Below are 21,713 nucleotides of genomic sequence, written 5' to 3' on the forward strand. Positions count from 1 at the left end.
ACTCCCTCGCCTCACCCGACCCCGGCAGCACCGGGGTCGATGCGCGCAGACGAGCGGGCAGGGCGCCGTTTCATCACCCTGTTTCATTCACAACAACGATAAGGAAGTCACGATGTCCGCCAACGTCGACGTCAACCACAGACCAGACCCCGATCAGGTGCTGGTCGATATTGCCGATTACGTCTGCAATCACCCCATCACCAGCCAGGCCGCTCTCGATACCGCCCGTTACTGCCTGATGGATACCCTGGGCTGCGGCCTCTTGGCCCTGCGTTTTCCCGAGTGCACCAAGCACCTTGGTCCCATCGTGCCAGGCACCGTCGTGCCCTTCGGCGCCCGGGTACCCGGTACCCAGCTCTGCCTCGACCCGGTCAAGGCGGCCTGGGATATCGGCGCCATCATCCGCTGGCTTGATTACAACGATACCTGGCTGGCCGCCGAGTGGGGTCACCCCTCCGACAACCTGGGTGGCATACTCGCCACCGCCGACTGGCTCTCCCGTACCCGCGTGGCCGAAGGCAAGGCGCCGCTCACCATGAGCGATGTGCTGACGGCCATGGTGAAGGCCCACGAGATTCAGGGGGTGCTGGCGCTCGAGAACTCCTTCAACCGGGTCGGTCTCGATCACGTGGTGCTGGTGAAGGTTGCCAGTACCGCCGTGGTGACCCACATGCTGGGCGGCAGCCGCGATCAGGTGATCGATGCGGTCTCCCAGGCCTGGGTCGATGGCCAGAGCCTGCGTACCTACCGTCATGCGCCCAATGCGGGGTCGCGCAAGAGCTGGGCGGCAGGGGATGCCACCTCCCGGGCGGTGCGCCTCGCCCTTATCACCATGAGCGGCGAGATGGGGTATCCCGGCGCTCTGACTGCCCCCAAGTGGGGCTTCTATGACGTGCTGTTCAAGGGCAACCAGTTCGCCCTGCATCAGGGGTATGCCAGCTATGTGATGGAGAACGTGCTGTTCAAGATCTCCTATCCCGCCGAGTTCCACGCCCAGACGGCGGTGGAGTGCGCCATGAAGCTGCACGAGCAGGTGAAGGGACGCCTCGACGAGATTGACCGCATCGAACTCACCACCCATGAGTCGGCCATTCGCATCATCAGCAAGGTCGGCGCCCTCAACAACCCGGCCGACCGGGATCACTGCCTGCAGTACATGGTGGCGGTGCCGCTCATCTTCGGGCGCCTCATCGCCGAGGATTACGAGGACACCGTGGCCGCCGATCCCCGCATTGATGGGCTGCGCAGCAAGATGGTGGTACAGGAGGACAAGCGCTACAGCCGCGAGTATCTGGAAGCGGACAAGCGCTCCATTGCCAACGCCATCCAGGTCTTCTTCAAGGACAGCACCCACACCGCCAAGGTGGAGGTGGAGTACCCGGTTGGTCATCGTCGCCGCCGCGAAGAGGGGATCCCGCTGCTGGTAGAGAAGTTCCGCCACAACCTGGCCACCCGCTTCCCGGCCAAACGGGCCGAGGCGATCCTGGCCCTTTGCCAGGATGGCAAGCAACTGGCCGCCACCCCGGTGCACGCCTTTATGGATCTGCTGGTGATCTGACCGCTATCTACAGGCAAACAGCGATAAACGAAAAGCGGGCCACTCGGCCCGCTTTGTCATGTCTGCCCGGATGGCTCCCAAGATCAATCCAGCACAGTGTCGTCGCCCGCCAGCAGCGCCTGCATGATGGCCGTCTCGCGGCTGGCGATGGTCTCGAGAAACTCGTTGGCCCGCCCCATGTGGTGACACACCCGGTAACCCCGTTCGACAAAGGTAAACAGCTCGCCCAGTCCCGCCAGATGGGCCGGCCCCGAAATCAGCTTCAAGGTTGCCCCGAGCAGCGGCTTTCTGGCCAGCCGATCCAGGGTCATCCCCAATTCGTTGACCAGTTGCAACTGATGACGGCGGCGCGCTTCCTCACCGACCTCCTGATAGGCGAGGGCATAGGCCTTGGCGTTCAGTCGCGCCATGCTGCCGCTGCGACGCAGCGCCACCACCATCAGGTAGTCGAGCTCCTCAGAGAGGGCATCGAGTTCAATGGCCTGCGCCAGCACCTTGAGACCGGATTCCGGCAACAGCCGCTCGGCGGTCGGCATCACCCGCATCACGTCCGCATCCCGGCGGGCACAGTCCCCCGGCCCGTAGAGGTCGGTCAGGAAGAACTGCGCGGCCGGCCCGTAGCGCTTGCTCTCCAACAGGTCGCGGTGGGTGCGCCCCAGCCGATCGGCCTGCCATTGGCGCAATGCGTCCCTGTCTTGCTGATCCTGCGGATGGGTGCGCATCTGCTCGCGCAGCGCGGCTACCCGGTTGAGCTGGCGATAGAGTCGCGCCAGGGTACTCTCTTCATCCGGTTGCGGGTCATCGAATGGTTGTTGCTGTTGGGTCATCTGCTGCTCTCTTGACCTGTTGCCAATGGCCTGTCACGGATAGACATGACGACAGGCGGCGCCTTGCCGAGGCTCGTCACGTGTTGCCGGCCCAGTGTAACGCGGCGGCAGCCCAGGCGGAATCGATGGAGCTTTTACTCAACAGGCTTTGTTAAGTGAGTCCCAAAAATGTTGCAAATGGCTTTCACTTGTTTGATTCATATGTTTAATATCAATAAATGTTGTCATCGCTCAGAGAGTTAGCATGTTTCTATACGATCCCCTTGCCGGCAGCAGCCTGTCGACCATCCAGGTCAGCCGCCAACACCCGCTGGGCCTCGCCGGCGCCAGACTGGCCGCCGAAGCCATTGCCCAGGACATGAGCGAGGAGTACGAACTCGACTGCGAGTGGGAAGACGAGGAGGAGACCCGCTTGCTGTTTCGTGGCGCCGGGGTCAACGGCTCTTTGTTCCTCACCGACGATACCCTGTCGCTGGAGGTGCGCCTCGGCCTGATGCTGTTGCCGGTGCGCAGCGTGCTGGAGCAGGAGATTCTCGAATACGTCGATCAGCGCCTGCCTTGCCCAACCCGGCGCTGATGAGGCCAATAAATACTGATCCAGCGCAAGAAACAATCATGAAATAACCGATTCCACTATCGTTACCCGGCCTGATATTTATTATTAAAAGGGCCGAACACACTTTGTTTGTTTTATTTTAAGAGGCATGAGAATTGCCTCCATTTTTGTCATGAAACATCATCTTGAATTAATCGCCGTGCAGTTTCACCAACATATAAGTGCTATTTGTTCATTCACTCCTGATCAAGCCAATTCATGAAACGGCAGGAGACAAATAACGCGAAACGATAGGGATAATACATGTCTGTGTGTGAACTCATCTCCTGTGTCGATACCGCCTGGCTGCGGATGGACCGGCCCAACAACTTGATGCAGATCGTCGGCGTGCTGATGTTCGACGGTCAGCTGGATGAAGCCATCTTGCGGGAGAGCCTGCTGCACACAGTTCGGGTACAGCCGCGCTTCGGGCAGAAGGCCAGCCTGGAAGGGGGCGAATACTACTGGCGCACCGATCCCGACTTTGACCTCGACCTGCACCTCAAGCGGGTGATCCTGCCTGGCAAGGCCGGCAAGGCGGAGCTGGAGCGGCTGGTGGCCGACTTTGCCTCCACCCCGCTCAACCACCAGCGCCCGCTGTGGGAGATGCACCTGGTGGATACCTCTCTGGGCGGCCAGGCGCTGGTGGTGCGTTTTCACCACGCCATGGGGGACGGTTTCTCCCTGGTGCGGGCCATGCTGACCATGATGGACGAGAGCCCGGTTGCCCCCCCCAGACCGCAACCCGAGCCGGTGGCCAACGACGACGGCGACGAGGAGCACGATCAGCAGGGCAGTCGCCTGTTGCGGGCCGGCCTCAAGCTGACCGGCACCCTCTGGTCCAAGTACGTCGAGGTGCTGACCCATCCCACCAAGGCGATGGACTACCTCAAGACCAGCCGGGACGTGACCGCCGAGCTTTACACCATCGCCACCCTCTCCGATGACGCCAATACCCGGCTCAAAGGGGAGACCGGCAGCACCAAGCGGGTAGCCTGGTCAGAACAGATCCCGCTGCCGGACGTGAAGGCGGTGGGGCGAGTGCTCGGCTGCTCGGTCAACGATCTGCTGATCGCCGCCACCGCCGGCGCGTTTCGCCACTACCTGCTGGAGCAGGGCGACCAGACCGACATCGACATCCGGGCGCTGGTGCCGGTCAACATGCGCGCCCCGGACGACAAGGGGGCGCTGGGCAATCGCTTCGGGCTGGTGGCGCTGGATCTGCCCCTCAACATCGAGCACCCGCTGCAGCGGCTCTATGCGGTGCGGGATCGGATGCAGGCGCTCAAGTCCTCCCTGCAGCCGGCGGTGGTGCTCAACTTGCTGGAAGTGATGGGCATGGCGCCCAAGGCGGTGCAGCAGCAGGCCATCGACATCCTCTCGGCCAAGGCCAGCGCGGTCATCACCAACGTGCCGGGCCCGCAGCAGACCCTCTATCTGGCCGGCGCCCGCCTGCGTCAGCCGCTGTTCTGGGTGCCCCAAGCCGGCGACATCGCGGTCGGCGTCTCCATTCTCTCCTATGACAACAAGGTGCAGCTCGGCCTCATCACCGACAAGAAGCGGGTGCCGGACCCGGATCTCATCGTCGAGCGCTTCGCCGTGGAGTTTGAGCAGTTGCTGCTGCTGGTGTTGATGGAGCCGGACCTGATCTACGATCCCGACATGCTGGATCAACTGCTGCACGGCTGAACCGCTCAGGCACGCCACCTGACATGAAACAAAGAGGCCAACCCGGGGGTTGGCCTCTCTCATTGCGCAGCGCCGCCGGACTATTCGTCCTCCAGCTCCTCACGGGCGGCTTCCACGTCGAGCCGCTCCATGGCATCCAGCGGCTCGCACGCGGCGGCCTCGCCGTAGAGCGCCTCGGCGGCCGCCATCTTGCTCTTGCCGTGCATCATCACCATGGCGTTGGCGTACTCCATGCGGGCGATGGCGGAGTGGGGGATGATGGCCAGCGCCGCCTTGAAGTGACGCTCGGACTCATCCTTCTTGGCGCCGTAGGTGATGCCGCCGATCATGGCACCCAGCTTGTCGATGATCTCCGCATGCCAGGCACCGAAGGCAATATGGGCTTCCGCGTGGTCAGGTTCAAGGCTCAGCGCCTGCTCCAGGCTGCTCTTGATCTTGTCACCGATACCGATGGAGAGCGCCTTGGAGACCGAGATCACCTGGCTGTAGCGACCCAGCGCCAGGGCGTGGAAGTACCAGGCGTTGACGTTGCCCGGCTGGCGTTTTTGCAGCTTCTCGGCGTTGCTGGCGGCCAGCTCGAACGCTTCGCGCTTGGCATATTTGTCATCCAGCAGGTAGCTGGCGTGGATCACCAGCGCCTTGTTCGCCACGTTGAGGCCCTCCTCGCCGGCGCCCAGCCCCAGGCTGACGGCGCGGGCGAAATCACCGGCGTGATAGGCGCGCCAGGCTTCCTGCACCTGCTCATCTTCGGGCCAGGACTCGGCATCCCCCTGGTGCAGCCGCTCCCAATGCTGCGCAAGGCGCTCCCCGGCATAGTCATAGGCCGCGTCCGGCCAGGGGAAGGGGGTGAAATCGGACAATTTGGGCTGTGAAGTGGTCATATGATTCTCCCTGTTAAAAACACAATCAAATACACGATGCTGTCAGCTCGCCGTGGTGGCGGGCTGATAATGGGTGGCGATGGCATCCAGATCGGCGCGGGCATCGGCTCGCAGCCGGGGGGCCACCAGCTGCATCACCTGAAACACCCCGAGTGCGATGTCGGCATCGGCCCGCGGATGCAGCGCCCGCTGGTAGGAGATCCAGAAGGTCCCGACCAGCGCGATGTTGGCGGCCAGCGCCGTCACCTGCGTCTTGTCGCCTTGCAGCAGGCCGCTGCGCCAGAGGCTGTGACAGATGGCGGCGGCGGTCTGCTCCTTGCGCCGCAGCAGGGCCGAGAAGCGCAGCTCCACCTTGTGGTTGCCGCTCATCAGGGTGCTGATGTCGTAGTAGAAAAAACGGTACTTCCAGATGAGTTCGAACATCAGGTGCAAGAAGAACCAGATGTCCTCCGCCTCGTTCAACGGCGGGGTAATGGTGTCGAGCAGGTGGGCCATCTCCTGTTCGAACTCGCCGAACAGGGCGTTGACGATCTCCTCCTTGTTGTGAAAGTGGTAATAGAGGTTGCCCTGACTCATCTCCAGCTCGGCCGCGATGGCGGAGGTGGTGACGGTCGGCTCGCCCAGCAGGTTGAACTGGGCGAGGGCGGTGGCCAGGATGCGATCCCGCGTACGCCGCTTGGGTTTGCAGTCCATGCTACTCCTTCGATTGCCGGCGACCCTTGCCGCCATAGCGGCGGGTCAGCCAGTGCTGCAGCTGGGTCAAAGAGGCATCCAGCGCCGCCACCGAGCCGGTGCCCGGGGTCAGCAGGGAACGCTGTTCATCGGCCAACGCGCCCAGATCCAGTTCCAGCCCATGTCTGGCGAGGATGGGGCCAAGCTCGGCCCGTCGCCGCCACAGATCCTGGCGGGTATGCTGGAAGGCGTGCTCGCACAGATGGCGCCGATCCCGGTAACTGAACACATTGGTAAAGAACATTTCGCCGTCCGCCGAGGAGGGTTCGAACAGCAGGGCATCCGCGTCGGGATACTGGTGTTTGTAGCGATCCATCCCCACGTGCATGCGCGAGTGGATGATGGCGCGAAACGTCTGGGCCAGCACCACCGGCAGACCGCGGTCCACCAGCTTGGCGGGGTGTTCGCTGGCCAGTCCCGCATCAAAGGGCACCAGCGGATTGATGCAAAACACCAGGTCGGCCCCCTCCTGCAGCGCCACCGAGGCGTGCAGCGTCTTGATCAGCGCCCCGTCCACGTAGTAGCGGCCATCGATGAGCGAGGGCGGGAACAGGCCGGGCAGGGCGGCCGAGGCCTGTACCGCGGCGGAGATGGGCACCTGGTCCAGCCCCGGGCTGCCGAAGGCCACCGCACGGCCGGTATCGAGCTCGGTGGCGATGACGAACAGCCGGCTGGCAAGCTCACGAAAATCGTTGCTGCGACCGGGGCGGGAGAAAAACTGGGTGAGGATCCGATCCACCCCGCGGCTGTCGAACATGCCGGTCGGGATCGCTCTGGACAACCCCTGCAACGAGCCGAGCAGGCTCTTGTTCCAGGGAGAGGAGAGATAGTCGGCCAGACAGGTCAGCACCAGCGGCGGCAGCGAGGTGAGCCGGTCAAAATACTCCCCGAAGGCGGGACGCAGCAGGGTGGAGGGGTCGAAGAACTCGCCGGTGTCATCGCTTAACAGGATCCGCACCAGCTTGTCCGGCGAGATGCCGTTGGCCAGCGCCGAGGCGATCACCGCACCCGAGCTCACCCCCACATAGATATCGGCTTGCTCGAAACGCAGCCCCTTGATGCTGTCGGCCAGGGCGGCGCAGGCTCCGATCTCGTAGATCCCCCCCAGAGGTCCACCTCCGGCGAGGGCAACCGCAATCGTGCTCATGATTTGCCTCCCTTCTCATGCAAAACCGGCCCAGCAGAGGGCATGGGCCGGTGGATCATTACGCAATCAGAACAAGCCGGTCAGTGGATCAGAAGAGCGTGGTTTCACTTTTCTCCTTGACCTCTTTGGCCACGCTCTCCACTTCCGTTGCCAGTGCTTTCACCTCTTCCTTGACCTTGGCGATGGGGGCGGCGGCTTTCTTGACCGGCGGCTTTTTGGCTGCAACCGGCTTCTTGGCAGCGGCGGCGGCAGGTTTGGCCTCGTCAGCCGGAGCAACGTCATCCAGGTCCTGGGCATCGATCAGCTGTTGTACCACCTCGGTCAGCTCGGCCATGCGCTTGGAGAGCTTGTCGATGTCCTTGCGGGTCGGGATGCCGAGGCTGGCGACGGCGCGGGCCACGCGATCCTCGAACACTTGCTCCAGACGCCCCCAGGTACCGGCAGTCTTGTCGGTCATGGCAGCGATCTTCTCGTCTGCGCTCTGGCGGGTACGGGTTTGCAGGGCTTCCCCTTCCTGCACCAGGGCTTCGAAGATTTTACCGCCTTCTTCCTGGGCTTTGGCATAGGCACCCAGACCCGCCAACCAGATCTGCTGGGTGGACTCCTTGATGGTGGAGGTGAGTTGGTTGTCGGTCACCGAACTTGCCAGTGCTTTCAATTTTTTGGCCATGACAATCTCCTTGCTCGTGATATAGATGATGGTAATGACAACAACCTTGATATATTCGTTGTGGCATTACTTGGCTTTCATCCTCAGTCTATGGAGAAAAAATAGAGGGTTCTACCTAATAACGGAACAAGCAACCCTGGTAATTTTGGTCTGGGTCACGAAGAATGATATTCGAATGAATATTTTTCGTTAAAGCGTGATATATCTAATAGCAACTAACAGCCCAATCAGTAAGGGATATAAATACCATGGACTATTTCATCACGGGGGGCAGCGGCTTTATTGGTCGCCGGCTGGTTAAAAAAGTGCTGCAGCGCCCGAATAGCCGGGTGCATTTCTTGATGCGTGCCGCCCATCTCGATCGGGTACCCGATCTGCTGGCCTACTGGGGGGTTGAGGCGGATCGCGCCATCCCCGTGGTCGGCGACATGACCCACCCGCTGCTCGGAGTGGGCAGTACCGAGCTGGAGCCTCTCATCGGCAAGGTCGACCACTTCCTGCATCTCGCCGCCATCTACGATCTCAACGCCAAGGCGGGCATTCAGCAGCAGGTCAACGCCGAAGGTACCCGTCAGGCCCTGCAACTGGCCGAGCGGCTCCAGGCTCGCTGTTTCCATCACTGCAGCTCCATCGCGGTGGCCGGTCTGTTCGACGGACTGTTTCGGGAAGACATGTTCGATGAGGCCGAACACCTCGACATGCCCTATTTCCAGACCAAGCACGAAGCCGAAGGAATCGTGCGCAAGGAGAGCACGCTGCCTTGGCGCATCTATCGACCCGGTATCGTGGTCGGTGATGCCAACACCGGTGAGATGGACAAGGTGGACGGTCCCTATTACTTCTTCAAGACCATCCAGAAGCTGCGCCGCATGCTGCCGCCCTGGATGCCCGCCATCGGGGTCGAAGGGGGACGCATCAACCTGGTGCCGGTCAACTTCGTGGTGGATGCCATCGATCACATCGCCCACCTGGAAGGGGAGGACAACAAGGCGTTCCACCTGACCGATTCCCATCCCATGCGGGTCGGCGACATGCTGAGCACCTTCTCCCGCGCCGCCCATGCCCCTGAGCCCGCCATTCGTATCAACGCGGCCCTGTTCAGCTTCATTCCCCGCCATCTGATGACCATGCTGATGGCACTGACGCCGGTGCGGCGCATTCGCGATGCCGCCATTGCCGATCTGGGGCTGCCCAAGGACATCTTCCGGCTCATCAACTATCCCACCCGCTTCGACAACCGGGAAACCCAGCGGGTACTGAAGGGGACCGGCATCGAAGTGCCGCCGCTGCACAGCTATGCCTGGCGGCTGTGGGACTATTGGGAGCGTCACCTCGACCCCGAGCTGTTCATCGATCGTACCCTGCGCGGTCGGGTCGAGGGCAAGGTGGTGTTGATCACCGGCGCCACCTCCGGCATCGGCAAAGCCACCGCAAGAAAGCTGGCCGAGGCGGGGGCCAAGGTACTGACCATCGCCCGGGACGAGCACAAGATTGCCGAGACCCAGGCCGAGTTTGCCGAGCTGGGATTGACCCTGCAGGTCTATCAGGGGGATCTGGCCGATCTCGCCCAAGGGGAGGCGATCACCCGGCAGATCGTGGCCGAGCATGGCGGGGTGGACATTCTCATCAACAATGCCGGTCGCTCCATCCGCCGCGCCATCGAGGACTCCTTCGATCGCTTCCACGATCTGGAGCGCACCATGCAGCTCAACTACTTCGGCACCCTCAAGGTGATCATGGGGCTGCTGCCCACCATGATCGAGAAGAAGAAGGGCCACATCATCAACATCTCCTCCATCGGGGTGCTGACCAATGCGCCGCGCTTCTCCGCCTACGTCGCCTCGAAATCGGCGCTCGATGCCTGGGTGCGCACCGCCGCCTCCGAGTTTGCCGACAAGGGGGTCAACTTCTCGATCATCAACATGCCGCTGGTGAAAACTCCCATGGTGGCGCCCACCAAGGTGTATGAGCAGGTGCCCATGATGACGCCGGAAGAGGCCGCCGATCTGGTGTGCGACACCATCATCAACAAGCACGTGCGACTGGCCACCCGGCTCGGGGTGTTCGGCCAGGTGATCCATGCCCTGGCGCCGCGAGTGGCCCAAGTGATCATGAACACCAGCTTCCGCACCTTCTCCGACCCCAAGGAGGGCAACGAGTCCAAGGCCTCGGCGGATCAGATGGCGGTATCCACCCTGATCAAGGGGATCCACTTCTAGGGGGAGCGACAACGAACTGAGGTAGCAAAAACGGAAAGGGCCTGCGCAATCAGGCCCTTTTCATTTGCGGCTGTGGGCGGGAGAGCAGGGTCAACAATAAGGCCGTGGTACGGCGGGAGTAGAGCAGGGAGAGGTGGCCGAGGGCGGCGAGCTCCACATCCTCCATGCCATCCAGTCGCTGGCGGGACTGGGGCAGCACGAAGTTGTCGTGGCTGGTGCGCACCGAGACCCCGGGCACGCAGAGTGGCACGGCGGCAAAGCGCTGCAGCCAGCCGGAGCCGGGCTCCATCTCGCGGGCATTGTCGCCCAGTCCCAGGGTCGCCAGCTGGCTGCCCTGATGGGGGGTGGCCAGGGTGATGAGCTGCACCACCTTGTCACCGCCCGCCACCGCCAGATAGTCGCGGCACACCAGTCCGCCCATGCTGTGGCCTATCAGCACCAGCTGCGATGCACCGGTGGCGGCCAACACCTCATCGATGCGCTTGGCCAAGAGCGGCACCATGTCGTCGAGATGGCCGAAGGGAGGGGTCAGGGTGACCGTCGCCACCGTGTGGCCAGCTGCCTCCAGCCTGGCTCGTTGCACCTGCCAGATGCCGCGACTGCAGCCATAACCGTGGATCAGCAGCAGGGGCAGGGGGGAGGGCGTCAGCCTGTCTGGCGCCATCAGCCAGCGCTCGAACGGCAGCAACCAGGTGAAGGTCAGCAGGTAGGCCGCAATCTCTCGCCCCACCATGGGCAACCATTCTCGCCAGCCGATGGCAGGCACCGGGTAGAAGCGGGAAAAGCCCCAGGTCAGCAGCACCACCAGGGTGCGCAGCCCCAACAGGGCCACCAGCACGAACAGGATGGAGAGCGGCAGCGAGAGGCCAATGACCAGATGGGCGATGCCTCCAAGGAGCGTCACCTCAACCAGCAGCAGGATCAGCAGTTGCTTTGTGATCGTCATGACCCAATCATCCGACCAGTTTGGCATGGAAGTCAAATGACCCTTTCATCAATGTGATGGCAGACGCGCAATCATTAGCCGGCGCGCCAATAAAACACTTCTGCATGGGGTTATTTGCAATACTGTATATCCATACATATACTTGTAATCACTATCAGAAGGAGGACGCCGCGATGGCCGTTGAGATCAAATATGTTGTGGTGCGTGGGGGAGTGGAGAAGATGACCTTTGCCAGCAAGAAAGAGGCCGATGCCTATGACAAGCTGCTGGACACTGCCGATGAGTTGATGCATTTGCTGGCGGGCGCGCCCGTTCGCCTTGAACCGGAGCAGCAAGAGAGTCTGGCCTTCTACCTGGCCGAGCAGCGCGATCTGCTGCAAAACGTGCTGCGCGGAGCCAAGGGGCAGGGGAGCGGCAAGTCGGAGCCGCAAGAAGAGCAAAGCGAGGCGGGCAAGCCAAAAGACAAATCCCTCAAGCGTGTAGCGTGAGGACGACACGGGGGAGGCTGCCTGTCACAGCATGAAAACAGCCTCAGTTTATGCATTGATGAGAATTTTAAAGCATTTATATGGATATTTACCCTGATAATTTTCCAACCAAGGTGCATATCCATTGAATAAACACACTATGCAGCATCAGCTGTTGATGGCGATGCTGTTCGCTGTACAGCATCGACGTTCCATTCCCGCGTGATGCCGATAACCCCATTTATCGGCATCACCATCACGCAAACCCCGAGCCGAGTCTCTCATTCACAAGCATAATCATGACCACTATGTTACTTCCACCCGCCATGCCGCTGTTCGATGGTCTGGCCTACCTAGAGGCGGGCAACCCTCAGGTCAATCAATACCTTGCCAACCTCAGCCTCAACGATGTGCCCGATGCCGGGCTGGTCTACGAGCTCGCCGTCGACTGGCTGCTGGAGCAGCGCAACAGCGAGAACAACTACAAAACCTATCGCAGCGAGCTGACCACATTTTTACACTGGTGCTTCAGTGAAATGCGCATCAGCCCCAAGGATCTGACCCGGCGCATCATGATGCGCTATCTCGATTACTGTCAGGCGCCGCCGGCGGCCCTGATTGCTTATCGCAACGTAGCCCAATTCGTGCTCGACAAGGAGTGGGGAGAACGACTGCCAAATCCCCAATGGCGACCCTTCCTTGGCAAACGAGAGCTGGGCCGCGAGTTACCATACCGCCTCAGCGAACAGGCCATGAAGACCAAGCTCGCCATTCTGTCTGCCTTCTTCCAGTTCTTGATCCAGGAAGAGTACATGGACCGCAACCCGGCGCTGTTACTACAACGGGTGAAGCGCTCAATGCAGCAGGAGCCGGACGACCATGGCCAGGCCTTCAGCGAGTTGCAGTGGTCCTATGTGATGCAGGCAGCCGACCTGCTGGCGGCCGAATCACCCGAGCAGCACGAGCGCAGCCGCTTCCTGATAAGCCTGATGTACGCCTGTTACCTACGGATCTCGGAAGTGGCGGCAAGACCGGGATTTACCCCCGTCATGGGGCAGTTCCGCCGTGATGGAAAAACCGGTGTCTGGGGCTATTTCATTCCCCGCAGCAAGGGTGGCAAACGCCGCACCGTGGCGGTGTCCCATGCCTTGCTTGAGGCCCTCCAACGCTATCGGACGTTTCTCGTTCTCTCACCATTACCGGCGCCCGATGAGCAGACTCCGCTGTTTGTGCGCCACAAGGCTGCGGCACATGGCCGGGAACAAGGCGAGCTCAACGCCAACCTCGGGATCCGCCAGCTGCGTGATCTGGTGATGAGCGTCATCCAGACCGCCGCCGAGTTGGCAGAAAAAGATGGGTTTGTGCAGGATGGCGCCGAGATGCGCAACCTGACACCACACTCCATTCGTCATACCGGCATCACCCACGACATCAATCTCAACGGGCGGCCGTTATCACATGTACAAGCCGATGCTGGCCACGACAGCATCGATACCACCTCCAAGTACCTGCACACCGGCAACAGCGAGCGCCACGAAAGTGCCAATCACAAACCGCTGGACCGGTTGCACGACTAGGCCTTTCAAAACGAGAGATAACGAAGAGAGGAGTTCAGGAGCATGGCTGTGATGACCAGCGTTTTTTAACAGGCATCACTCCGGATTCTTCCACAACCCAACACCGCGCATAATGCCGTGTTTAGTTAAATGCCCATCTGAAACCTGCCGATAAGCCAGCCCACGCAATTTTGCTGGTTTATCAGGTATTTACTTGGATGGAACGAGAGTTGACCAAAAACTTCATTTTTCGTTGGTTTGAATGCGGTTTATCGAAAGAGGAGACGGCAAATCTATGTTTCGTTTCTGTGAGGCAAGTCACATATTGGGATAAGGGTACAGAGATCCCTCCTGTTTATAAACGGCTTATGCGGATGGCATCAGGGCGGGAGCTGCCCACGATTTTCAAAGCCTGGGAGGGGTGGCGAATGGCGAACGATTGCCTGATCTCCCCAACCGGTGTGAGGTTCGATAGACGAAGGATTGAAGCCTTGACCATCATCCAGGTGGAGCGGTCAGAGAAGCAGAAAGAGGCGTTCTACTGGAGGAAGAAGCTGGGTATCAACTAAAAAGGGGGGCAAAAGCCCCCCAATAATTTGTTACCTAACTTAGGCAACACCCACAGAAGGCTGTTTTGCTCGCTCTTGAGCCTTCACCTCATCCTCTGAAAAAAGAGCAGCAGATGAGAAGCCCGCAGAAACCACTTGACCTTGAACAAACCAGCAACAAAGAGGCTTTCCATTTACAAAGCCATTCACTGTCATCATCGGCCCACCACTTTTCAAGCGCACAACATCACCGATTTTACATTCCTTCATACATCCTCCGAGCCTGAGCACCGTGCTCTGCACAGATATGGAGGCATAGATTAAAAAAACAAGTCTAAGAACATCTTTTGTGCCACTTCACCAATGCCCCCACGAACATTGTCTTTGAGCTGGGCAATCAATTCCCCCCGTATTACTATACGGGGGGGGCATCAAACGTTCGAGTCTTTCATGAACTTACTATTCAAGTATTCACCAATAATCAAAACCTTCTTTAATAAACCTACAATTAAACTATCGGTTCCAACATTTTTAAATGACCCATTTGAAAACATGCCTAGCGAGGATATAAAAGATATATCGAATGAGATTACAAGAAGTGTATATGGGTACAGGGATTTGCCAAAAATTGTATTTGACTCAATGTATTCTGATGTTGTAACTGAATTGCTTAATAAAGTGGGGATTGTGTCACTTACTGAAACGCCAAGGAATTTACTGATGTGGGCTCATTATGCTAACAATCATAACGGCATGGTTGTAGGTTTTGAACCTGAAATATTTTCGCATTTAAAAATCACCGCTAGAGACAGGAATGTAACGCTACCAGTGATAGACAAACCGATAAAAATTAAATATGACAACACAAGGTTTGATGAAGATAACTTAGATAGAGGTGTGTTACAGCCACATGAAAGGCGAAGAGATTTAATTGTAAATGTTTTAACAAGAAAGAGTGATGACTGGATATATGAAAAAGAACATCGCGCCATCCTCCCTTTACGCTATGCAGATGATGTCAGGCTAAATATAAAGGATGGATATGAAATTGAAGATGAAATATTAAAGTTAGTAGATGACAGAATGATTTCACTTGGGCCGGAAGTGAAAACACATAAGGGTGAAAATTATCGAGAAATATCATATGAAGCGAACCACCCAAAATTTGACTTAATAAGTAAACTATCCTTAAATAGAAATATTTCTTTTCTGGTATCCATCCCACCAGAAAAAGTTAAGTGCATATATTTAGGTTGCAGAGTTAAAGATGATGAATATCACCATATACTTGACCTTATTAATTCTAAAGACAGTAATTTAAATCATGTTGCTGTTTTTAGATATAAGATTAACCCTACGCATTTTTCACTAGATAGATACTAGCTACGCTGAGGCGTTATCTTCCCTCATAACTGGAAGACCTCAAAAGCCGGTTTTGCAGGGAAGGGGGTTTACAGCCTCACAGGAGCATTCCAAACAAGTTTCGGCGAACCTACCACCTTCCCGACAATGGATCTCAGTGTGTCGCCTTATAGGGGCTCACGCCCCTGGAGTTCAGTGGCCGACCAGGAGAAAGGCGGCCACCGGAAGGAGAGGGGAGTTATGACCGGTCATCAGAAGGAGCTTGCTTGTTATTGCCACCCGCAAAGAGGGCGGCATTGTATTTCCGGCGCAGGGCATCCCCCTCGGGGTCGCAGTAAACGTCCACAGGCTGCCCCTGGTACTTCACCACTGCATGGCATGCACTCATGGGATCCACCCTGGCTAGCTCGTCCGGCCAATCGTCCTTGTCGAGCAGCTGCACGTTGTCACCCTTGCGCAACGAGAAGCAATACTCGACCCGGTATTCGCCCAGGTGATCCCTTATCAGGATGTGACAGCTGATAACGAGCTGATGACCAGCAAACGGCCCTATAGCAAGGACACCAGCAGCAGACGCAGCAGGAGTGCCACCAGGACGTACATCAGCAGCGGGCGAAGCACCCACCGCCCCAGCAGCCGGAACAGCGGCAGAAGCGGTCTGAGCGGCCTTAGCAGGAGCATCAATATATTCAGGCTTGATGAAGCCAAAGAAAACGCAGAGTCCCCAAATCGCCATAATAAACAGAATTTTAGGATCTCGTAGTATCGAGCTGCCCGCGATTGTATCCGAGACCTTACCGGTTGTAGTCGAGTCATAAAGCTTGAAAACATACTTGGGCACCTTATTAAATGGCTTGGCTTGCAGTACGTCATTCATGGACGTACCGGAGTTATCAGAGAGGTGAAGCACCGTCTTATATCGGCCACCAATCCCCAATATCGCCATATTGGTATGACGAATGGCCGTTTCGGCAGCAGCCCGAATTACCTGGTGCACCTTTTTGATGTTCGGAGTCGTAAATACAAAGTCCCAGTTATGATGACGGTGCATATCAAAGGCAACATCAATTGTCTCTGGTCGGCCATCTTCTTTAGCCACATCCGGCCCGCCAGGATAATCGAGCCGGTCTAAATCACTCTGCCGCCAGGAAGGCGGAAATATCCGCTGCACCTCATCGACCAGGAAGAAAACCCCTTTGGGCGCCCAGTGATAAAAGCGGGCGAGGTGATCGCGTCCTTCTTGGGATTCTGTCTCGATATAGGTTACCTGGAACTCGTCAGGCACTTCCTTGCCTAATACCTCTTTGCACCGTTCCGCAGTAAAGCCGCGCACGTTAGTCACGATATGACGGCCCGCTTTGATGGCCGGTATCACATCGGTATGAATGGCCCCTGACGACTTATAGGAACCAGGGGCGCCGTGATGAATCTTGATTGACATGGTTTACCACCCCAGCATATTCAGTAAAAAGCGGGTCACAAAGGCTTGCGTCAATATCGACAGCCCTTTATCAAACTGCAAATAGAGTAATATGCCTCTCACCTGGGGCGGCAGGTTATTGAATGAGGCGGAGATCAGGTCGCTGAATTGCAGGTTAATCAGAATTTGCTTAGCAACGTCCCAGGAGAAAGTGAGCAAGATTATTTTCAGCTCTACCCATTGAATCGCCAGTTTAATACTTATCCAGGCAGCAAACTGCACCGCCAGTTGATAAATATCGTTGAAAAAACCATTAAAGAACTCAGACATCCATTCCATATATTACCTCCTGGCAACAATCAATAATGCTAAAAAGTAGAAAACGAACATCATGATGGCTGCCATCATTTCCCAAAAGCCCTCAGCATTTGGGCAGACAGAATAGGACTTGCCATTCAGTGAGAACATATCAAAGCACTCTGGCACAGCGGCAGAGCCGCTAAAGTTATAACGAAATATATCGGTCATCTGCTCTTTTATACCGTCATATGACCCTGTTAATTGATTCTTGGTTTCCTCAAATGTCTTATTGATAGTTGCCAGGTCAAAGAAACACTCGGCACCACCCTTACAGACTTGAGACTCGTAATCGGCACCCGTTACATGTAACGGATTTTCTGCAGAGCCAGGCATTTGTGTATAATCAATACCAGGGCCATCATTGCCATTTCCGGTGCCGCCCGTACCATCACCGCCACCCGTACCACCATTATTAAGAGCATCGGCAATCGCTTTTATATTGCGGTTCATTTCAAAGCTGTTATTGCGCATATCCTGCATGGTGTAAGAGTACAGGTTATGAATATCACTTGCGGCAGTATGCACACGGTCTTTCGTGGAAATAACCTCATATTCCAGCCCCCTAACAAGGCTATATAAGTTTCCGCCTATATTATTCTGGGCGAAGTCAGGGCCGAAGAAGTTATCTTGTAATTCTTTCAGCGCTCGATATTCGCCGGTGCTTTGTCCAGGCCCATCCTGTGGATTTACGATGGCGTTTTTAAGCCCAAGAAATTCATCGTAAAACTTATGTTCTAACGCCGTCTGCTCCCGAATACTGTTCTCCATGCCGACCTGACCATTATTGGTGGCCTTCATATAACGCAGAACGTCATCCATTTTGACATTAATATTTAGTGCATTCCGATTAGCACCCGCAGCGCTATACATCAAGCTGGTAAAGCCACCTATCAGCGTCTCATTAACATGACGCAAAGCATCGGTGGTCATCTCCTGTTTGTCACCACCTACCCGAATACCGTTAGGCAAATTAGGAACCACATCACCATTATTGCCGTTATTGCCATTACTACCATTGTCGCCACCTCCATTAGGATCGCCATCAGAGCCACCATCACCATCAGAGCCACCGCCCATAGAGCACTCCTGGCCGGTACTCTCAATCGGCCCCATGGTGCCAGCAGAAGGGGACTGAATACAGATACCAGGACACGCGACAAAACAGCCGCCCAAAGAGGACGTTTCCCATTTCACGCAATACGGCAGCACAGTAGAGATCGGCAGGTTGGACAGGCGGATCCCGACAGGACAACTCGCCGAAACCCCCAGCGGAAACAACAATAAAAGCCAAGCGATGCGCACAGTACCCCCAATAAAAAAGGCGACCGGAGCCGCCTTTGTGTCATATCGAAAACGATGATCTGTAGCCTTCCACAAAGAACAGGAACCACAGCGTCCCGATGAGCAAAGACATGGCTTAGGCTTTGCGCATCAGGCCGATCAGGATGGTGACCGCCACGACAGAAGCCACGACCAGCATCACCTTGGGAGAGGTAGCATCCACATCGGATTTAGCCGCATCCAGAGCTGCAGCAGCGGCGGCGGCAGCACCACCTGTTTCAGCATTGGCGCCCATGGCAGCCAGGGAGCAGGCAACACCAATACAACCATTACGGAAAAAATTAGGCATTTTCGTTTATCCTCGTTTTGTACCAACAATTACACGGGCAATAGCACCCACTTTTAAACCTAAAGCCCACATCACAATGCCGGAGCTAAAGGCTATTCCCACAATCGATATATCGAATTGAAACCAATCGGATATATCGGTGAGTTTGTTGTGCTCCTGGACAGTCAAGAGCACATATTTACAAGAATCCCCCTCAGCTAAGCGGGTATATCCTTCAGAGGTAATATCTAGACAAAGCATCATCGCGCCCTCGTCGTCGCTCGCTGCGCGCTCTCGCTCCTCCTCCTCGCGGCGCGGTGGTTATACCGGCTGTTTTTTGGTGGGCTGGAAACCGACAACCACGTTGCGGGTCGGATTCTGGGGATCCGCTTCCAGGACAAGATCCACCGCCACCAATTTCGGGCAGTCGGCCAGCTCTTTAATAGTGGCCGCATCGTTGCGCAGGGCTAACTGGCGCACTTCATAGCCCCAGGAGGTGATATTGCATTCCGGCTTGTTCACGTTATTAGCCGGTGCCAGGTATTCTACCTGGGCAAAGTCATAGGGAACTGGCGAGCCAGATTTACGGGACACGCCATAGCCGTGAGTAACGCGGGTAACCAAAATACCAGTCAGCAGAGACATATTATTTATCCTTTGAAGAACCATTGTTAGGTCGAAAATAATGGCAGCTCGTCCAGGTCAGGAGGAACTGGCATTCTTAACCGCGCTGGAATATCGGTTTCTTCCAGGTGCGCTGTTAATTGGTTAACAATCTTCTCTGGGGATAGCCCCTCGATGTTTGCTAACCAATTGACAAGGCGACCGGCCATCCTGGACATATTAAATACGGCGTTGTCCCTGGACGTTTTGAATTTATTCTTAAAGGTGGTCACACGCACCGGTGTTATTTCTTCCTGGCAAACCGCATCCAGCCATTTAGCAAATTGCGGATACATCCCCGCGAAATAAGGGTCAGGGTTTACCAGGACATCCAGCGGAATGACTCTGTCTTTATTGTGTAATTCGCCTTCGGCGCGTACCCAGTTTGGGAACTCGGCCGATTGCATCTGTTTGCCTTTCTCATATATCCGCGCGCACTTGCCGTTAATACGGCTGCCCACGTAGAAGGAACACCCCTTGCTCGGCACCATGCCGAAACGCTTGGCGATGCCCTTGGCCACCTCGGTGATCACGAACTCACCCGATTCAATCTTCATCCAGGAAGGCGCACGGCCACGCTGCGGGTGAAACTCGCCGGCTTCGGCGCCGGCTATCGCGCCCTGGTAAGTGATGTGTTTGCCGCTGTAGTCATCCAGGGCGAGATCCACCCGCGTGATGCGCAGACCTGGCACGTGAGAGATAACAGAGTGCAAAGCCTGGAAATCGAGGGCCGCGCAACCCACGCCGGAAAAACTCACCATGCAGCCATGGTTAGCCGCACCCCAACCAATCAGCCCGCAGGGCATCCCGTCACACAGCAGGTCAGCCGAGTTGGCGTAACCGTGCAGACCGGAGCGGCGAGGGCGCATGGTGAAACGCGGCTCGGGAATGGGGACCCCGATACGGGTATTGAGTTCTTCCAGCCACAGCTCGATCTCATTGCAGCAGAGGGCATCCAGGAACTGGACGCCGTAGCTGTCGATAAGGTCGTTATAGGCTTCCCAATACTTGGCACCCTCGACCACCTCGAACTGGGAGAACTTGAGCAGGTCAGCGCAGACGGCTTTGAGCTCCTGGCGCATGTCGGCGCGAGACCGGTACCCAGAGTGCAGGGCACGTTCCATCATCTCGGTCATGGAAGACGTCAGCACCGGGGCAGGGGACTTGGGTAGCCCCTTGAGGCTCAACCGCTCAGTGGCCTTGTCAAACGTCCGAGCAGGGGCAGGGGACGCGGCGGCCTGCTGCAGGCGCTCGGCCTTGTCATAGAGGCGCTCAGTTACCTTGTCAAAGCGGGTGAGGGGAGCGAACCCGACAGGGCGCTTCCACAGGTAACGCAAGCCCTCGACCGGCTGGGCGGCAAAGGCGGCTTGAATCGCCTTGTTCTGGGTCTCGAAGCGGGGGATAGCCTTCAAGAGGGCACCTTGCTTGGCGAGCTCAGTCATCTGGCGCAGCTCGGTCGGGGCCCAGGTAAAAGAGAGATAGTCGATCAGGGTCTTATGACTGGTCATATCTGCTTTTCCCACAAGGCAACCAACAAGCCATACAACGTGACCAGCAGGCAGAAAACCAGGAGCAGACCAAACCCGACAACCAGCGGCTGCACGCTCACATCCAGGTTGTCGCCGATAACGCTATTTATCGGCATCACGGAGCTATGACCAGTCATCGAAAAACACTCCCTGGTCATAGAAGCCTTGCCATGTGTCCTCGGTCACCTCGACAAGCTCAAAGGCGGTGTCGGGGTACGTCATGGACAGGTAGATCCGCATCTCATGCAGGTCGCGGAACATCTCAACCTGACCGGCCACACAGGCGGAAACATCGCCGGTGGGCTCTGCCTGCCAGTAGACCTTGCGCTCGTTGAGCGCCGGCAGATCCTGGTTTTGTGGGCTACAGTAGGTCATGGCTCATGCAATCAAATGGTTGGTTGATTGCATTCAACCATGTGATCAGTTGAATTGAAACAAGCTGCTTTTCGCCAAAATCGGTATGATGGTTCCATTGTCGAACTACTCAGGAGACAGAAACATGGACTCGAAAACGCTCATTCAGGCCTACATGAGGGCCAAAAAGTACAGCCAGTTTCAGGAAGTAGCCGCAGACCTGGGATTTACAACGTCCTACATTTCAGCCGTGAACAAAGGCAAGTCGCAACTCACTGACGCGACTGCAAAAAAGCTGGCTGAGGAAATTGGCCTGGATGCCAAAGAAGTGCTGTTAAGTCTGGCAGCCGCCAGAGAGACAGATCCCGAGTTGAAACGAGCTTGGTACGACATCCTGGCGAAGTACACCAAAGGAGCAGGCACGGCTGTAGCCCTTGCGGCAGCGGTGTTTCTGGCCCCTGGCCACGGGCATGACCTAACCGCGCATAATGTATATTATGTTAAATTAACTATCTTGTTTCCTGTCACCACCTATTGAACTGTGTATAATGGCAACAATTGATCCTATCTCCGACCGGATG

The 21,713-nt window shown here is 57.0% G+C and carries 24 protein-coding genes; 9 read left to right on the plus strand and 15 right to left on the minus strand.

The features are described 5' to 3' along the window. The first annotated feature begins 112 nt into the window (after positions 1–112). On the plus strand, positions 113–1,558 hold the full coding sequence (locus QLG02_RS14180; RefSeq protein ID WP_282465475.1) for a bifunctional 2-methylcitrate dehydratase/aconitate hydratase: 1,446 nt from the start codon (positions 113–115) through the stop codon (positions 1,556–1,558). An 83-nt stretch (positions 1,559–1,641) separates the two neighbouring features. Here the strand turns inward: QLG02_RS14180 and QLG02_RS14185 are convergent, their stop codons facing one another. Next, the gene (locus QLG02_RS14185; protein ID WP_252453753.1) at positions 1,642–2,385 is read right to left on the minus strand and encodes a hypothetical protein; all 744 of its coding nucleotides are present in this window, start codon (positions 2,383–2,385) and stop codon (positions 1,642–1,644) included. Positions 2,386–2,629: 244 nt separating this feature from the next. On the opposite strand from QLG02_RS14185, the gene QLG02_RS14190 reads away from it, so the two are divergent. Both QLG02_RS14190 and QLG02_RS14195 read left to right on the plus strand, forming a co-directional pair. Beyond that, positions 2,630–2,962, plus strand: a complete 333-nt coding sequence (locus tag QLG02_RS14190) for a polyhydroxyalkanoic acid system family protein (RefSeq protein WP_041213446.1) — start codon at positions 2,630–2,632, stop codon at positions 2,960–2,962. A 282-nt stretch (positions 2,963–3,244) separates the two neighbouring features. Beyond that, on the plus strand, positions 3,245–4,669 hold the full coding sequence (locus QLG02_RS14195) for a wax ester/triacylglycerol synthase family O-acyltransferase (protein WP_044799986.1): 1,425 nt from the start codon (positions 3,245–3,247) through the stop codon (positions 4,667–4,669). An 80-nt stretch (positions 4,670–4,749) separates the two neighbouring features. Here QLG02_RS14195 and QLG02_RS14200 read toward each other — a convergent pair whose 3' ends face one another. The 4 genes from QLG02_RS14200 to QLG02_RS14215 form a co-directional block, all read right to left on the minus strand. After that, on the minus strand, positions 4,750–5,550 hold the full coding sequence (locus tag QLG02_RS14200; protein ID WP_282465476.1) for a hypothetical protein: 801 nt from the start codon (positions 5,548–5,550) through the stop codon (positions 4,750–4,752). 42 nt (positions 5,551–5,592) lie between these two features. Beyond that, the gene (locus QLG02_RS14205) at positions 5,593–6,243 is read right to left on the minus strand and encodes a TetR/AcrR family transcriptional regulator (protein ID WP_282465477.1); all 651 of its coding nucleotides are present in this window, start codon (positions 6,241–6,243) and stop codon (positions 5,593–5,595) included. Position 6,244: 1 nt separating this feature from the next. Then, positions 6,245–7,429: a patatin-like phospholipase family protein gene (locus tag QLG02_RS14210; protein ID WP_103850973.1), complete on the minus strand. Its 1,185-nt coding sequence runs from the start codon at positions 7,427–7,429 to the stop codon at positions 6,245–6,247. An 88-nt stretch (positions 7,430–7,517) separates the two neighbouring features. After that, positions 7,518–8,099 carry a phasin family protein gene (locus QLG02_RS14215; RefSeq protein ID WP_024945221.1) on the minus strand — a complete coding sequence of 194 codons (582 nt, stop codon included), beginning with the start codon at positions 8,097–8,099 and terminating at the stop codon, positions 7,518–7,520. Between the two features lie 248 nt (positions 8,100–8,347). Between QLG02_RS14215 and QLG02_RS14220 the strand changes: the two genes are divergently transcribed. Next, positions 8,348–10,318: an SDR family oxidoreductase gene (locus QLG02_RS14220; protein ID WP_282465478.1), complete on the plus strand. Its 1,971-nt coding sequence runs from the start codon at positions 8,348–8,350 to the stop codon at positions 10,316–10,318. A 49-nt stretch (positions 10,319–10,367) separates the two neighbouring features. Here QLG02_RS14220 and QLG02_RS14225 read toward each other — a convergent pair whose 3' ends face one another. Continuing rightward, a complete protein-coding gene (locus QLG02_RS14225) occupies positions 10,368–11,264 on the minus strand; it encodes an alpha/beta fold hydrolase (RefSeq protein ID WP_282465479.1) in 897 nt (298 codons plus the stop codon). 173 nt (positions 11,265–11,437) lie between these two features. Here QLG02_RS14225 and QLG02_RS14230 point away from each other — a divergent pair, with 173 nt between their 5' ends. The 3 genes from QLG02_RS14230 (at position 11,438) to QLG02_RS14240 (ending at position 13,856) form a co-directional block, all read left to right on the plus strand. After that, positions 11,438–11,752 (plus strand): YebG family protein, encoded by a 315-nt coding sequence (locus tag QLG02_RS14230; RefSeq protein ID WP_017408434.1) that lies wholly within the window; start codon positions 11,438–11,440, stop codon positions 11,750–11,752. A gap of 278 nt (positions 11,753–12,030) precedes the next feature. Continuing rightward, positions 12,031–13,308 carry a site-specific integrase gene (locus tag QLG02_RS14235; protein WP_282465480.1) on the plus strand — a complete coding sequence of 426 codons (1,278 nt, stop codon included), beginning with the start codon at positions 12,031–12,033 and terminating at the stop codon, positions 13,306–13,308. Positions 13,309–13,661: 353 nt separating this feature from the next. Continuing rightward, positions 13,662–13,856 (plus strand): phage protein, encoded by a 195-nt coding sequence (locus tag QLG02_RS14240; RefSeq protein WP_257878338.1) that lies wholly within the window; start codon positions 13,662–13,664, stop codon positions 13,854–13,856. 39 nt (positions 13,857–13,895) lie between these two features. Here QLG02_RS14240 and QLG02_RS14245 read toward each other — a convergent pair whose 3' ends face one another. Next, positions 13,896–14,105 carry a DUF2158 domain-containing protein gene (locus QLG02_RS14245; protein WP_282465481.1) on the minus strand — a complete coding sequence of 70 codons (210 nt, stop codon included), beginning with the start codon at positions 14,103–14,105 and terminating at the stop codon, positions 13,896–13,898. Between the two features lie 180 nt (positions 14,106–14,285). Between QLG02_RS14245 and QLG02_RS14250 the strand changes: the two genes are divergently transcribed. Then, positions 14,286–15,218, plus strand: a complete 933-nt coding sequence (locus tag QLG02_RS14250; protein ID WP_187267199.1) for a DUF2971 domain-containing protein — start codon at positions 14,286–14,288, stop codon at positions 15,216–15,218. A gap of 217 nt (positions 15,219–15,435) precedes the next feature. Here QLG02_RS14250 and QLG02_RS14255 read toward each other — a convergent pair whose 3' ends face one another. The 8 genes from QLG02_RS14255 to QLG02_RS14290 form a co-directional block, all read right to left on the minus strand. Continuing rightward, the gene (locus QLG02_RS14255) at positions 15,436–16,638 is read right to left on the minus strand and encodes a zonular occludens toxin domain-containing protein (RefSeq protein ID WP_282465482.1); all 1,203 of its coding nucleotides are present in this window, start codon (positions 16,636–16,638) and stop codon (positions 15,436–15,438) included. A gap of 3 nt (positions 16,639–16,641) precedes the next feature. After that, positions 16,642–16,956 carry a DUF2523 family protein gene (locus QLG02_RS14260; RefSeq protein ID WP_282465483.1) on the minus strand — a complete coding sequence of 105 codons (315 nt, stop codon included), beginning with the start codon at positions 16,954–16,956 and terminating at the stop codon, positions 16,642–16,644. Between the two features lie 3 nt (positions 16,957–16,959). Further along, entirely contained in the window at positions 16,960–18,054 is a 1,095-nt protein-coding gene (locus QLG02_RS14265) for a hypothetical protein (protein WP_282465484.1), read from the minus strand. Positions 18,055–18,394: 340 nt separating this feature from the next. Continuing rightward, positions 18,395–18,607, minus strand: coding sequence for a Flexible pilin (locus tag QLG02_RS14270; RefSeq protein ID WP_201891542.1), 213 nt, complete (start codon positions 18,605–18,607; stop codon positions 18,395–18,397). A 300-nt stretch (positions 18,608–18,907) separates the two neighbouring features. Further along, positions 18,908–19,231 carry a hypothetical protein gene (locus QLG02_RS14275; protein ID WP_017408443.1) on the minus strand — a complete coding sequence of 108 codons (324 nt, stop codon included), beginning with the start codon at positions 19,229–19,231 and terminating at the stop codon, positions 18,908–18,910. Positions 19,232–19,257: 26 nt separating this feature from the next. Continuing rightward, positions 19,258–20,757, minus strand: coding sequence for a replication initiation factor domain-containing protein (locus QLG02_RS14280; RefSeq protein ID WP_282465485.1), 1,500 nt, complete (start codon positions 20,755–20,757; stop codon positions 19,258–19,260). Continuing rightward, positions 20,754–20,915 (minus strand): hypothetical protein, encoded by a 162-nt coding sequence (locus tag QLG02_RS14285; RefSeq protein WP_158513277.1) that lies wholly within the window; start codon positions 20,913–20,915, stop codon positions 20,754–20,756. Before QLG02_RS14285 ends, QLG02_RS14280 begins: the two co-directional genes overlap by 4 nt. Next, positions 20,902–21,153, minus strand: coding sequence for a hypothetical protein (locus QLG02_RS14290; RefSeq protein ID WP_017408446.1), 252 nt, complete (start codon positions 21,151–21,153; stop codon positions 20,902–20,904). Before QLG02_RS14290 ends, QLG02_RS14285 begins: the two co-directional genes overlap by 14 nt. Positions 21,154–21,277: 124 nt before the next feature. Between QLG02_RS14290 and QLG02_RS14295 the strand changes: the two genes are divergently transcribed. Continuing rightward, complete coding sequence (locus QLG02_RS14295) at positions 21,278–21,670, plus strand: helix-turn-helix domain-containing protein (RefSeq protein WP_252377175.1); 393 nt, start codon at positions 21,278–21,280, stop codon at positions 21,668–21,670. Positions 21,671–21,713: the final 43 nt, after the last annotated feature.

The organism is Aeromonas sp. V90_14 (assembly GCF_029967615.1).
GTDB classification, from domain to species: domain Bacteria; phylum Pseudomonadota; class Gammaproteobacteria; order Enterobacterales; family Aeromonadaceae; genus Aeromonas; species Aeromonas hydrophila.